Below are 12,652 nucleotides of genomic sequence, written 5' to 3' on the forward strand. Positions count from 1 at the left end.
CGTCTGTAAGTCGTTGAAAAAAGGAGCTTCGGCTCCTTTTTTCATTCCAGCAAAAGCCACGGAAATCCACTGACAGCCACCGTTTTTGAGGCCAAAACTAAGGCCAGAGAATGCGGGTGGTGCCAGTTCCGGGTTGTTGCTGGGGTTGGATCGGGATGAGCAACAGCATCGAGCCTAAGTCTTATGACTTACGACTTAGGAGTTTGATGATGACACTCTCTGATCTAACTGTGCGACAAGCCAAGGCCGCCGAGAAAGCCTACAGTATCCCCGACACCGACGGCCTCGGCTTGGTGGTCACTCCCACCGGGGGCAAATCGTGGCACCTGCGCTACTACTGGCTCGGCAAGCAAAAGCGCATCTCTTTGGGCAACTATCCCGAGATCGGACTACGCGAAGCACGCACCTTGCGTGACGAAGCCAGGGCACTTCTGGCCCAAGGAATCAACCCCCATACCGACCGCAAGCAGAAGCGGCACGCGGTCAAGCTGGCCTCGGACTACACGTTCAAAGCGGTCTTCAATGCTTGGGTGGAGCACCGCGCCAAGGAACTCAAGGAAGGCAGGAACAGCACGCTGTCGCAGATTAAGCGGATCTTCGAGAAGGATGTGCTGCCTAGCCTTGGGAAGATGTCGATCTACGACATTCGCCGGCCCCAGCTCCTGGGGGTCTTAGCGAAGATCGAGGGGCGCAAGGCATTCACCACCGCAGAGAAGGTCCGCACCTGGCTGGGCCAGTTATTCCGCTACGCCCTGGTCATCGTGGAGGGGTTGGAAGTAAATCCAGCCTCCGACCTGGACGTGGTGGCCGAGCCCAAGCCCCCGGTCACCCACAACCCTTACCTGCATCTGCCAGAGCTTCCTGAATTCCTTCAGAAGCTCAGGCTCTACAACCCGCGCGGCTGGCAGACCCAGCTCGGCATCCGATTGCTGCTCCTGACCGGCGTGCGCACAGGCGAGCTGCGGCTGGCGACCCCGGAACAGTTCGACCTCGACCGTGGCCTGTGGATCATCCCGCCGCAGATCGTGAAGCAGCTTCAGGACGAGATGCGTAAGGCCGGCAAGCGCCCGCAGGACGTGCCGCCCTACATCGTGCCACTGTCCCTTCAGGCCATCGAGATCGTGCGCTACCTTCTGGAGGTGATGAGGCCAGCCCAGATTCATCTGCTCACTCACCGCAGCGAACTCAAGAAGCGCATCAGCGAAAACACCCTCAACGCTGCCTTGAAGCGGATGGGCTACGAAGACCAACTGACCGGCCACGGCATCCGCGGAACCATCTCGACCGCCCTCAACGAGGTCGGCTACCCTAAGATTTGGGTAGACGCGCAGCTCTCGCACTCTGACCCGAACAAGGTAAGTTCCGCATACAACCACGCTAAGTACGTGGAGCCTCGCCGCCGGATGATGCAGGACTGGGCCGACCGCCTCGACCTGCTCGAACAGGGCCGAGTGGAAGCAGCCAGTGCGCACCTCACCATCCATATTGAGGGCGTGCCTGCCATGGCGGAAGAGGACGGGCCTATCGCTATCACTGCAACTTCGTCTATTCCCCCGATGCCGCCGGTAATAGCCACTCCCATCGTCGTGACGCCGAGTGACGCCGGAATCACGTTCCAGCGGCTATCGCAGGTGCCACCGCCTCCGACGCATGCCCCGGAACCGGAAGTCTCGGCAATCCAGCGGGAGCGTGAGGAAATGCTGGCCATGTACGAGTCGCCGAACAATCTGCCGGTCCCGCTGTTCGGCAAACTGGCCGGGAAATCCAAGGACCAGATCAACCGCGAACTGAAAGCGGGGAAGCTGCTGTCCGTCAGCATGGGCAACCGCGGGCAGCGTGTTCCCGACTGGCAATTGGTGCCGCTCAAACACAAGCTGGCTCAGGTGCTCATGAACCGGTGTCCACACGCCGATTCCTGGGAATTGTATCGGCTTTTAACCATGCCCCATCCCCAACTGGGAAACCGTGCGGCGATCGACGTCATCACACCAACCAACCTGGGCAAAGTATTGCAAGCCGTCGTGCCTAATACGCAATTCGGGAACATTAGGACAGACGAGACGCAGCAATTCTGCGAGCCCGTTCGGCGAACCGTTCGGCGGCTGGAGAGCCAGCCTGAGGCGCTCGAAGAAGCAACGTGCTAAGTGCTAGCGGTCTCCCTGCCAGTGGGCGCGCGACGATTCCCCAAGCTTGCGCCTGCTCGATGCGTCGGAGGGGCGCGATACCTACGCAGTAACCTGCAGCCACGAGCAATGCCAGAAGCTCGAAGGACGCTATCGCCGTCATGTCGGCGACAGTGTCCTCTTTTTTGACAAGCTCCGTGCCAACCGCTCGATCAGCGTCTGGTGGCCATAGCTGTACAGGGTGGGTACGCAATAATTCGATGGTGATCTCGGCGCGCGTTGCCAGCACAGAGCGCTTGGGTAATGCCACGGCTAGCTCCTCCTGCCACAAAGGCTCCGCGTCCCAGCCGTGCATCGCCGCCATGTTGTCAAAGGCGATCGCCATGTCACAGCTGCCGTTCGCCAATGTGCTATGCAAACCTGCTGGGTCAACCTCTCGAAGCAACAATCCTGTCTCGGGCTCTTCGCTGCGATGCAACGCGAGCAGAGCGGCGGAGGATGAGCACGAGATTCCTGTAGTGACCGCAAGCGCAAGCGCCGCCCGAGGTCGGCAGAGTGTAGACATCGAGGCAGCCTCGTGTGGGGATTTAGCCAGCCCTAAGCCAAGAAGAATTAAATCATACCAAGAGTTAAATTTAACGTGGTTTAAATTTCCGCCGGCCTCCACGCTTTTGGCTATGCAAAAGCGCACCGTTCAGCGAGGCCGTCCTTCCGGCACTACTACATATGACCCCACTATCGCGGGAGCCTTTGGTCGAGCTGTGCGCGATGCACGGCTGGAGGGAGGGATTGCCCAGGAGGCTTTGGCGAGCCTGGCCGGAATAGAACGGTCCCACATGGGCAAGATCGAGCGTGGCGAGCATCTGCCGACGCTGGCGCTCGTGTTCAAGATAGCGGCCGCGTTGGACCGCTCCGTGACAGCCCTGATCCAATCGACGGAAAATAATCTCTGTCGAGCAGAGTTGAAAGACGATGGGGACCCTCTTTAGTCACTGAGTGTGCCATCGCTAAGATCTCGAATGGCCCGATCGATAAATGCGGTCAACGCCTCTGGAATGTCGCCGCCCGCTTTCCGTAATAGGTACGTTGTTAGCATCGGGTTTTTCATGGATAGAGGCCGGGTGACGACATCGGGGATACAGTAAGAGTCGATCTGACTCACTGTAGCGAACCCAACGCCATAACCGGCTGCGACCAGCGTCAGCAGCATGCTCAGCGACGTCACGCGTTCGACAACGTTTGGTTCCTTGTCAGACGCGCGCAGGATTCGCTCGACCCCGCGATGATAGCCTTCGCACGTTTCGGGGTGGCAACTCACTAATGGGTAGCACAACAATTCATTGATGGGAATGACCGGGTGCGCGAGTAGCGGGTGCCGTGCAGGTACCGCGACAACGAGGGCCTCCTGCCAAAGCGGCACAGAGACGATGTCGTCGCCACACTCGTCGGTCCGCGCGAAGCCGATGTCAAATGTGTCGTCGCGAAGGCCGCGTAGCTGTTCGGCCAGAGATACCTCGGTCAAACGAATAATAGTTGTCGGCTCTTCTGCACGGCATGACGCTAGCAGCGAAGCTAATCGGGGCTGGGCGATCCCATCGGAAATAGCAACCCGAAGGACGCCGAAGTGACCAGCGGCAGCTGCCTTGACGCTCTCCTGCGCTTGATCAAGCGCAAGAAAGACTCGACGCACGTCCTGTAGAAAAACCTCGCCCGCCCGCGTCAGGTGAGTTCCTCTGCGGTCACGATTAAAAAGACGAACCCCGAGCCGGTCTTCCAGTTCTTTGATAGTCCGCGATAACGGCGATTGTTCAATGTGCAGCCGCCCAGCCGCACGAGCGAAATGCAGCTCTTCTGCTAAGACAATAAAACATCGCAGGTGCCGTAGTTCCATCAGGCCGCATATACCCCGGCAATATTCGACGTTGTAAGGAAGTCGGCGCCTGGCATACGCGGCCGCACTCTACTTTCAACCTGAGCAGACATTTCTGAACAAGGACAATTTCTGCTAAATTCGAGACACTAATTCGATGTCGTCGACCAGCTTAGGCTCGATTAAACCCAAAAAAGCGCGCGTCTTTGCGGGCACGTGATTGGTCGGTAGTAGCGCATAGAGAGGCGTCGAGACCAAGCTCCACCCAGGAAGCACACGCTCCAGACCCGCCGCCTGCACGGCGCTCCGCATCATATGGAAGACGGGGATCGCAGTAATCCCGAAACCCGCAACCGCCAGATGCACCAGCGCCCCGGCATGGCTCGCGGACATTCTTCCACTGACATTGATAGCCTGAGTTTGGGCACCATCTCGTAACTCCCATACAGAGTGCTCTTCCACGGGGCTGATGCGTAGACATTCATGTTGGGGCAAGTCCTCCGGCTGATTCGGTACGCCATGTTCGGCTAGGTAACTCGGCGCGGCATAGAGTTCACGTGGCAACATGAGGATGCGGTGCGAAACCAGTTCGGAATCGGGTTGGTGTCCAAAGCGCAGCGCCAAGTCGAAGTGGTTTGAGATGGGATCGACAATCTCACTGCTCATATGGAAGTCGCACGCAATGCCAGGAAATCTCTTGCCGAATTCCCGCATCACCGTGGGGAGGAGCATCTGTGCCAGACCATCGGGCAAGGAGATTCGAAGCAACCCGCTCAGCGAGCTATTCATTTCGACTATCTGTTCATGCGCCACGCGCAGTTCCTCGACCAGGCGTCGGCAATGCTCGTAATAGAAGGCGCCCGCTTCGGTGAGACCGAGACGCCGAGTGCTTCGATTGAGAAGTCGGATGCCGATGTTCTGTTCCAGTTCAGTAACGCGGCGCGATAGCGTCGATGAAGGGATGTCCAATATATCGGCCGCGCGACTGAAGCTCTTTCGGCGAACCACTTCAACGAATATGGCCAGATCGTTCAGATTGACTTCCATATCTTTCACCCTCGCTTGCAGGGCCTCTGCGGAGGTTCGTTCCAACGACAGTTTCCGGCCCCGCTCGATAACGACCATCTGTTAGCTATAGAGATCCTGATGTAAAGGCGGAGAGCTCAATTCTTCTGCGGCACGCGCATTGAGAAGAATGTGCCTCAGGCATCGTCGCAATGTGTCTGCGTCACGCTCTTCAATGCCGTCGAGAAGGCACTCAAAAGCGCCGCCAAAGATGGCAGGCAACTGCGTGGCAATTTTCTTTCCCTCGCGCGTCATCTGGAGATAGATGACCCTCCGGTCACGCTCGCTGGGGAGCCTTTGCACCAGTTCGAGTCGAACAAGGCGATCCACCAGCCGCGTAACAGCACTCGAATGCAGTTTATATTCCCTTGCGAGATCCATCGGGGTCGTAGCGTGTCGAGACATCAGTAGCAGTAGTACGCTTGCCTGCATGCCTGTAATCCCTCCTACCGCGTAGGTTCTTTGCGTGACAAACTGCCAGACAGCGACGTTTGTTCGGCTCATGGCGTGGAGAAGGCTATGAGGAAAATCGAAGTCGGTGTCTTTTCCATGCGGCGGTTGCATGTGACTCTCCTCGTATGTACCTCACGCTATGACGGTTCTTGCTTTTGATGCCACCGCGTGCAGTTCAACAGGTTACGTCGAAAATGGTTAACGCCCATTTCGCCGGATTGTTAGTTCGTCTCCCCAAAGGGCGGTGCATGCTAATGAAGCGTGCACAGACAGGCACTCGCAATTAGTACGGGTCATCACGAGGCTAGTGCCCCGTGACTTTTTGCAGCGGCCCTTTAGGGCGCTTGATCAACCAAATGACGCCAATGGACGCGAGCATCAGAATCGTCGCTTCCTGGTAGAAGTCGTTGGTCGCGAGCATGATTGCCTGGCTATCGACTAATCGCGAGAACATGGCGATCGCACTCTCGGCCGGAACGCCTGCAGGGGTAAGCTGTGAGCCCATTGCTGCTGGGGCGGACGGATCAATAGCCGCGACGAGTTCTGCCCGGTTAAACTTGGTCATGTGTTCCCAATAGGTCTGGGTCAGCGATGATCCAATGGCCATACACAGGACGCGAAGGAAGTTCTGCAATCCCGATCCGCCGGCGATACGGTCAGGGGGTAGATCGGAGACACCCAGGGAAGTTAGGGTGATAACGCAAGCTGGAATGCCAGCGCCCAGCACGAACATGGGAATCGCGACCGACATGAAGTCGACCTGAGACGTCATCAACGCCCGCATAACGAAGGAGGCCGCCAGCACTCCCATGCCGTAGGTCACGAGCAACCGAGGATCGACCTTGGGCAAAAGACGGCCCACGAGCGGAGAAGTCACTACGGCAAGAATGCCCATTGGCGCGGTTGCGAGGCCCGCCCATGTCGCGGTGTATCCCATCCATTGCTGCAACCAGAGTGGGGTTAGCACGATGTTGCCGAAAAAAATGCCGTACATCAGGCAAAGGGTGATGGTCGATACCACCCAGTTGCGGGATTTCAAAACGCTCAGATCAATAACTGGCTGCTCATCTGTCAACTCCCATATGATGAACAGGATAAGGGAAATCGCCGACACAATCGCGCAAGTCAGAATGACGTTTGACGAGAACCAGTCTAGCTCACGTCCTTTATCGAGCATCACTTGGAAGGCTGTCACGAACACCACGAGCAGAGTTAGGCCGACACCGTCCAGACGAGAACGTTGAATCTTCGTTTCGCGTCCTTTCAATACCCACCAACTTCCGAGCCCAACCAATAGACCGAATCCGATATTGATGTAGAACACCCATTGCCAGCGCCAGTTATCAGAAATCAAACCGCCCAAGATCGGACCGATGATCGGCGCCACCACCGTCATCATGCCCCACAGGGCTAATGCGACGTTTGACTTCTTCTCGGGGAAAACAGACAGGAGCAGAGTCGCTGAAAGGGGAATCAGTGGACCGCCCGCGAAGCCCTGCAACACTCGAAAGAGGACGAGGCTAGGAAGTGACCATGACAGGCCGCAGCACACGGAAAACAACACGAAGAGCGCTACGGATACGATAAAGACCTTTACCTGACCGAATTGCCGGGAGAGCCAACCCGTGAGCGGCACCGTAATCGCCTCCGCAACGGCATAGGCCGTGATAATCCAGGTGCCTTCCGTCGTTGATACGCCGAGGAAGCCTGAAATCGTAGGCATTGCGACATTGGTGATGGTGGTATCCAGCACCACCACGAAGTTTCCCAATGAAAGCACCAGCGCAGCAAAAGCCAGTTTAAAGCCCGAGAGCGGCGAAAACTCCGACGAAGACATAGGCGCTACTCCTTCGCGTGTTCCTGACGATCACCCGAGGACGTCAGGTCAACGGAGACCTCCATCGACAAACCGATGCGCAACGGATGCTTCTTGAGTTGCTCAGGATCGAGACGGATCCGCACAGGCAAGCGCTGTACGACCTTGATCCAATTTCCGGTTGCGTTCTGAGCAGGGATCACCGATAACGCTGAACCCGATCCGCCCGCAAATCCTTCAACCCGGCCGTCATACTCCACGTCATCCCCGTAAATATCAGCGGTGAGGCGTGCCTTCTGTCCAGGCTTCACATTCCGTAGTTGACCTTCCTTGAAGTTCGCGTCTACATAGATCTGTTGGATGGGCACAATGTTCATCAATCGCATGCCTGCCTGGACCTGTTGTCCGATATCGACAGAGCGCTGTGTGACGATGCCGTCGACAGGTGCACGCAATACCGTTCGATCAAGATTGACGCGTGCCTGGTCCGCATGCGCCTTAGCAGTCACCACGATCGGATTAGTCTCCACGGTGCTGTCCAAGAACAGCGCCTCGTTGGCTTGCCGTGACCCCTTGGCCGAAACACTCGCTGCGCCTGCCGCTTTCAGGTTGGCTTCGGCTTGTCCAAGAGCAGCCGTTGCTTCTCGGAGTTCGGCTTGCGAATCAGTGAAGTCCTGTGCCGATACGGCCCCGCCTTCAACAAGGTTGCGCCGCCGCTTTTCGTCAAGAACAGCCTTGTCATACCTTGAACGCGCCCGGGTCACTTCGTGCTGTGCGCTCTGTATGGCGGCCGCCCGCTGATCCATCTGTCCGGCCAGAGTGGTGTCATTGGCAACGATCTGACGTACCTGGCGGCGCGCCCGTCCCAGATCGGCCTCTGCTTGCTCAAGGGCGATCTTGGCGTCCGTGTCGTCGAGTACGACCAGGACATCGCCGGCATGAACCGCTTGGGTATCGACCACCTTGACCTCTTTTACGGGGCCACTGACCAGCGGCGTGACCTGTGCAACCTCTACGGCGGTATAGGCGTTATCGGTTGTTACCGTCTTGCCCGCGAAGAAAATCAACCAAATGAAGTAGCAAGCGAGAACGACGAGTAGCGCAGCGCCAAAGGCAATGAGCATCTTCTTTCGCTTTTTCTTCTTGGCAGGATCGGCAGCGGATTGCGACTGCTCCTGGGGTTCGTCGTGTTCAGTGCTCACGGGTTTACCTTTGCTTCAAATGTTGAATGGGATTCGAATCCGCCACCGAGGGCTTTGACCAACGCCACATCGAGCGAATAGCCACGGGCGTGAATGGCCGCATCAGCAAGTCGCGCCTGAAGCAAAGCATCCTCAGTAGTGAGCACCGTTAAATAGTCGGCGATCCCCCCCTGATATCGCGCTTTCGCTAAGCGATAGGACTCCTCGCTGTGGTTCAGTGCCGAATCGGTCGCCGCTGATCGATCGGTGAGAGCAGTGAGACTGCGGAGGGCGTCTGCGGTCTCGTGCAACGCCTGAGTCAAGGCCTCGTTATAGGAAGCCACGGCAAAATCGTATTCAGCGCGTGAACCGCGGTAGTTGGCGCGTAACCTGCCGCCTTCAAATATGGGCAGACTGATGGCCGGTCCCACGCTGCCGACATCCGAACCTGAATTGAAGAGGTTGTTGAGCCCCAACGACTGGAAGCCGACGAATGCCATAAGATTGACGTTCGGATAAAACTCGGCTCGGGCCACGCCAACGCGCTTAGCTGCGGATTCAACACGCCAGCGTGCGGCGACCACCTCGGGGTTCCTGCCGAGGAGATTTGCATTTAGCGAGTCGGGAAGGCCCACACGGCGTCGGGCCGACATCGACGGTCGCGTAATTTCCAAACCCCGGTCGGGACCTCTTCCCAATAAGGCAGCGATGCCGTTCTGCGCGAGTTGTATTCGCTCATTCGCTTCGGTGAGTGCGGCCTTGGCCGCGTCAACCCGGGCTGAAGATTCTTCGATCTCCGTGCGGGCATTCAGGCCTTGCGTTACACGCCGCTGTATGAGCTGGGCGGATTCTTGTCTGTTGCGCAGCGTTGAAGCGGCGACTTCTCGATACTCGTAGAGATACTGGAGCTGGACGTAGGCGCCCGCGAGCGTTGTGGTCAGTAGTAGGCGCGCGGCGGCAGCATCCGCTTCCATTGCTTTCGCATCGGACGTCGCTGCACGCAGGGCGTCGCGGTTCTTTCCCCAGAAGTCCAGTTCCCAACTGAAATCGAGGGTGACCTCTCCCATGTCGTTCCAGCCGCGCGGTACCGCTGTTTGGGGAAAGATGTAGTTGTAGCTGAGCTTTTGTTTAGTAACCGATGCGCCAGCACCAACCGTTGGAAGGAGCGCCGACCGAGCAATCTGGGCGCGTGCCATCGCTTCGCGCACGCGCGCCTCGGCCTGCGCCATCGAGGGTGAATGGGCCAAGGCTTCGGCCATCAAGCTATCAAGTTGAGTGTCGCCAAATTCGCTCCACCAATGATCGCTTGGCCAATCAGCTTTTGGGGCGGTAAAGCTTCGCTCCGAGGCTAACTCGGAAGCCGGAGTGGGTTGCGGCGGAGGACCGACGTCGGGCACCAGCGCGCACGAGCTTAGAGCCGCGCAAAGCAACGGTATTCCGGCAGCCACCAAACGCCGACGGATTCCGCTTTCTCCGCCGGGAGGACTTGCGCCGAAGGGGGCTTGCTGACACCGCATCATTGACCGCCTTTCAGTCAGAAAGAAACATGAGCGAGTCTAAACCGATCGGTTCGGTACAGTCAAGTGATTGACGCATCAATCGCTTATTTTCAGCTTACAAGCCCGACTGCTTTAGCGAACCGGTCGGTATGTTTCATGCTGACGATGTGATATTGTTCAGGTTTACATCAGTAGCAATGGAAGAGATGCCATGTCGTCAGTACGCTCAAAAACCTCGACGCCTAACGATGCCCCGAAAGAAGGCGCAGCAGTGTCTGAGAAGGCACGGGTGGTTCTCGCTGGCGCCCGGGCCGTTTTTCTGGCCAACGGCTTCGCAGCCGCGACTACCGATATGATCCAGCAAGCTGCAGGTGTCTCCAAATCGACGGTGTATGCGTACTATCCGAACAAGGAGGCGTTGTTCGTAGCCGTCGTTGAAGCGGAGTGCGCGCGGTTTTTAAAGACAATCAACGAAACGCAGTTTTCCGGAAAACGCCTAGGGGAAACTCTGCTTGCGATGGCACGAGCGTATCTTGAGATTGTGTTGTCGAGCGACGCACTAGCGCTGTTTCGCATGGTTATGGCCGAAGCACCCCGCCTTCCGGAGCTCGGGAGACGTTTCTATGTAGCGGGTCCCGCAAGGATCAACGCAATCGTCGCTCAGCGGCTAGAAATTGGCATCTCGAATGGTGAGCTGGAACTTGGCGGAATAGGCCTGGATTCCGCTGCCTCGTTGTTTGCGAACATGGTACGTGGGGAAGCCCAGATGCAGTGCCTGACGCACCCGAACGCGCAGGCATCCGCTGTTCAACGTGACCAGTGGGCAAAAGATGCAGTTATTGCGTTTCTGCGCGCTTTTCCCACAAAAAGGCGAGCGCCTGGCAATCGGCACGCTGACGATGCCTGAGGATCGCGCAGGGCTCCGTTCATGCCAATCAAGACCTGGGTGGCGGATATCGGCCCATCATTGAGATGCAGAATCCCGCGGTATTTTGTGACTGCTCTGCTCTCGTCCGTGCACCCCGTACAAGAGCAGATCAACAGCCGATACAACGCGGCGTTCAATTTCCACTTCGTCCGGAGCATCGCGGCAACCCATCATAATCTCCAGATGCAGATTGCCTCTTAGCATCAACAGGAAATGTCTCGCCAGCTTTTCAGCGTCCCATCGATCACTAAGCTCTCCTTTGGTTTGAGCGTGCTGAAATATGAGAGTCAACTCTTCGATCACGCGATTGGGTCCATGTTCGAAGAAAGCGGCGGATGCCGTTGGAAAGTGAAATGCTTCCGAAGCAGCCAGACGGTGCACTCCGAGCCCGAGTGGGGAGGTCGTTATCCTCATGAGCCGAATACCAACGGTATACAGTGCGTCTATCAACGTCCTTTGCCGATAGATGTCACGGTCGATGACAACACGCGATGCCTGCTTATTCGCGATGTCATGCAGTAGCTTTTCTAGGAAGCCAGCCACGTCCACATGCTCCGTTTCCGGCTCTCGCACGAGTGCCTGGTAAAGTCCATGAGGCGTCCAGGTCCAATAGGATCGACCAAGGAGAAGGGAGACTAATACCGCGCAGTTAGCCCAGCCCCGGGTCTGACTGCCGCTACCTGGAATGGACTCTTTTATCCGTAGCACGCTTCCCACGCCTCCCCATCGCAAAAACTTTGCCGCTTCATCAAGCGTCAGCGTAGTATTCATGATGCGGGTCCACCATGGTTCGAATAGTATCCAACTATCATCGCTTACCATGCGTAGTGCGAAGACATGCTTGTGCCTCGGGTCGGTGAAGCGATGCCACCACTGTTTCTGCAACCCCGGCACGAAACAAACAAACCATTCTTCCGGTTGCATGGAAACTGGCGATCCATCGGGATCGACCTCGATCGTCAGTTCGTCAGGAACGCCCGGGATATGTGAGCGTCCGTCTATTGAAGAGCGAGGGTTGAACTTGCGTGGACGAAAAAGCTTTATCAATTTGCCGAGTGTCATGTGTGTTCCCCTTTGATGCCCCAGCATGTGATTCGCACCGCTTCGTCTACAAGGGCATCTAGCTCTCCTTCGGAAAGAGCCTTGGCGTTCGGGATCTCGACTTTGCTACGAAGGATGGCAAGAAAGTGGTCGGCGCGAAGCTGCATGTCTCCATCGCTGATTTCTCCGACCCGCCGGTACTTGTCAAATACCTCGGCGAGTCGGTTTGTAATTAGACCGGGCCCATGTTCGAAGAACGCCTTACATGCCTCCGTGTGTCGGGTGGCTTCCGTCAGGGCAATACGATAGAGACCGATAAGGTAAAAGTCCTGGTACGCCCGGGCCATGCCTTTTCCAAAATGTCTCAGTATGTTTGCGAATGCCGCTTCCGTGCTCGAATGTCCACCGAGTGGTATCAGGAGGTTTTCCGATAGAGCCGTCACCATGTGCATCATGAGTTGATTCAAACTACCGAAGTGGTCGGTCACCTCTTCCGGCGCGACATTTGCGTTAAGGATGACTATTTCCAAATCAGATGCCTGGCCGTTTAGCGCGCGTAACGATTCTTCTACGAGGCGCATAATTTCTTTCCTGCGTCCGTCCGTCTCGGGTGTCGCTGTTGTGCAGTTCATCGCGTATCTCCGCGTTGCTGGCGCTTCCCATTCAGCGCGCCGGT

12 protein-coding genes are annotated in these 12,652 nt (G+C 57.0%); 3 read left to right on the top strand and 9 right to left on the bottom strand.

The window, feature by feature from the left end; translation table 11 throughout:
* The first annotated feature begins 209 nt into the window (after positions 1-209).
* Positions 210-2,144, top strand: coding sequence for a tyrosine-type recombinase/integrase (locus ACRER8_RS11060; protein WP_016253234.1), 1,935 nt, complete (start codon positions 210-212; stop codon positions 2,142-2,144).
* Here ACRER8_RS11060 and ACRER8_RS11065 read toward each other — a convergent pair.
* Positions 2,047-2,688, bottom strand: coding sequence for a substrate-binding domain-containing protein (locus ACRER8_RS11065; protein ID WP_071537416.1), 642 nt, complete (start codon positions 2,686-2,688; stop codon positions 2,047-2,049). The genes ACRER8_RS11060 and ACRER8_RS11065 overlap by 98 nt on opposite strands.
* Before the next feature lie 112 nt (positions 2,689-2,800).
* On the opposite strand from ACRER8_RS11065, the gene ACRER8_RS11070 reads away from it, so the two are divergent.
* Positions 2,801-3,112, top strand: a complete 312-nt coding sequence (locus tag ACRER8_RS11070; protein ID WP_031758919.1) for a helix-turn-helix transcriptional regulator — start codon at positions 2,801-2,803, stop codon at positions 3,110-3,112.
* On the opposite strand, the gene ACRER8_RS11075 is transcribed toward ACRER8_RS11070, so the two are convergent.
* The 6 genes from ACRER8_RS11075 to ACRER8_RS11100 form a co-directional block, all read right to left on the bottom strand.
* Positions 3,109-4,014 carry a LysR family transcriptional regulator gene (locus ACRER8_RS11075; RefSeq protein WP_016253236.1) on the bottom strand — a complete coding sequence of 302 codons (906 nt, stop codon included), beginning with the start codon at positions 4,012-4,014 and terminating at the stop codon, positions 3,109-3,111. The two genes, ACRER8_RS11070 and ACRER8_RS11075, sit on opposite strands and share 4 nt — an antisense overlap.
* Before the next feature lie 114 nt (positions 4,015-4,128).
* Complete coding sequence (locus ACRER8_RS11080) at positions 4,129-5,040, bottom strand: LysR family transcriptional regulator (protein ID WP_016253237.1); 912 nt, start codon at positions 5,038-5,040, stop codon at positions 4,129-4,131.
* Between the two features lie 81 nt (positions 5,041-5,121).
* Positions 5,122-5,622 carry a MarR family winged helix-turn-helix transcriptional regulator gene (locus ACRER8_RS11085; RefSeq protein ID WP_045952850.1) on the bottom strand — a complete coding sequence of 167 codons (501 nt, stop codon included), beginning with the start codon at positions 5,620-5,622 and terminating at the stop codon, positions 5,122-5,124.
* 193 nt (positions 5,623-5,815) lie between these two features.
* Entirely contained in the window at positions 5,816-7,348 is a 1,533-nt protein-coding gene (locus ACRER8_RS11090; RefSeq protein WP_016253238.1) for a DHA2 family efflux MFS transporter permease subunit, read from the bottom strand.
* A gap of 5 nt (positions 7,349-7,353) precedes the next feature.
* Complete coding sequence (locus tag ACRER8_RS11095; RefSeq protein WP_016253239.1) at positions 7,354-8,529, bottom strand: HlyD family efflux transporter periplasmic adaptor subunit; 1,176 nt, start codon at positions 8,527-8,529, stop codon at positions 7,354-7,356.
* Complete coding sequence (locus ACRER8_RS11100; protein ID WP_016253240.1) at positions 8,526-10,028, bottom strand: efflux transporter outer membrane subunit; 1,503 nt, start codon at positions 10,026-10,028, stop codon at positions 8,526-8,528. Before ACRER8_RS11100 ends, ACRER8_RS11095 begins: the two co-directional genes overlap by 4 nt.
* 190 nt (positions 10,029-10,218) lie before the next feature.
* Here ACRER8_RS11100 and ACRER8_RS11105 point away from each other — a divergent pair, with 190 nt between their 5' ends.
* The gene (locus ACRER8_RS11105) at positions 10,219-10,914 is read left to right on the top strand and encodes a TetR/AcrR family transcriptional regulator (protein WP_016253241.1); all 696 of its coding nucleotides are present in this window, start codon (positions 10,219-10,221) and stop codon (positions 10,912-10,914) included.
* A 57-nt stretch (positions 10,915-10,971) separates the two neighbouring features.
* On the opposite strand, the gene ACRER8_RS11110 is transcribed toward ACRER8_RS11105, so the two are convergent.
* Together ACRER8_RS11110 and ACRER8_RS11115 are read right to left on the bottom strand one after the other, a co-directional pair.
* Positions 10,972-11,997, bottom strand: a complete 1,026-nt coding sequence (locus ACRER8_RS11110) for a TetR/AcrR family transcriptional regulator C-terminal domain-containing protein (RefSeq protein WP_016253242.1) — start codon at positions 11,995-11,997, stop codon at positions 10,972-10,974.
* Positions 11,994-12,557 carry a TetR/AcrR family transcriptional regulator C-terminal domain-containing protein gene (locus tag ACRER8_RS11115; protein WP_049874471.1) on the bottom strand — a complete coding sequence of 188 codons (564 nt, stop codon included), beginning with the start codon at positions 12,555-12,557 and terminating at the stop codon, positions 11,994-11,996. The genes ACRER8_RS11110 and ACRER8_RS11115 overlap by 4 nt, the downstream gene beginning before the upstream one ends.
* Between the last annotated feature and the right edge of the window lie 95 nt (positions 12,558-12,652).

Origin of the sequence: Pseudomonas sp. (genome assembly GCF_050739935.1) — a bacterium.
GTDB lineage: Bacteria > Pseudomonadota > Gammaproteobacteria > Pseudomonadales > Pseudomonadaceae > Aquipseudomonas.

Excerpts from the sequence above, each read along its gene's own strand:
- ACRER8_RS11060 (WP_016253234.1), top strand. The coding sequence starts at position 210 with ATGACACTCTCTGATCTAACTGTGCGACAAGCCAAGGCCGCCGAGAAA.
- ACRER8_RS11065 (WP_071537416.1), bottom strand. The coding sequence starts at position 2,688 with ATGTCTACACTCTGCCGACCTCGGGCGGCGCTTGCGCTTGCGGTCACT.
- ACRER8_RS11070 (WP_031758919.1), top strand. The coding sequence starts at position 2,801 with ATGCAAAAGCGCACCGTTCAGCGAGGCCGTCCTTCCGGCACTACTACA.
- ACRER8_RS11075 (WP_016253236.1), bottom strand. The coding sequence starts at position 4,014 with ATGGAACTACGGCACCTGCGATGTTTTATTGTCTTAGCAGAAGAGCTG.
- ACRER8_RS11080 (WP_016253237.1), bottom strand. The coding sequence starts at position 5,040 with ATGGAAGTCAATCTGAACGATCTGGCCATATTCGTTGAAGTGGTTCGC.
- ACRER8_RS11085 (WP_045952850.1), bottom strand. The coding sequence starts at position 5,622 with ATGCAACCGCCGCATGGAAAAGACACCGACTTCGATTTTCCTCATAGC.
- ACRER8_RS11090 (WP_016253238.1), bottom strand. The coding sequence starts at position 7,348 with ATGTCTTCGTCGGAGTTTTCGCCGCTCTCGGGCTTTAAACTGGCTTTT.
- ACRER8_RS11100 (WP_016253240.1), bottom strand. The coding sequence starts at position 10,028 with ATGATGCGGTGTCAGCAAGCCCCCTTCGGCGCAAGTCCTCCCGGCGGA.
- ACRER8_RS11105 (WP_016253241.1), top strand. The coding sequence starts at position 10,219 with ATGTCGTCAGTACGCTCAAAAACCTCGACGCCTAACGATGCCCCGAAA.
- ACRER8_RS11110 (WP_016253242.1), bottom strand. The coding sequence starts at position 11,997 with ATGACACTCGGCAAATTGATAAAGCTTTTTCGTCCACGCAAGTTCAAC.
- ACRER8_RS11115 (WP_049874471.1), bottom strand. The coding sequence starts at position 12,557 with ATGCGCCTCGTAGAAGAATCGTTACGCGCGCTAAACGGCCAGGCATCT.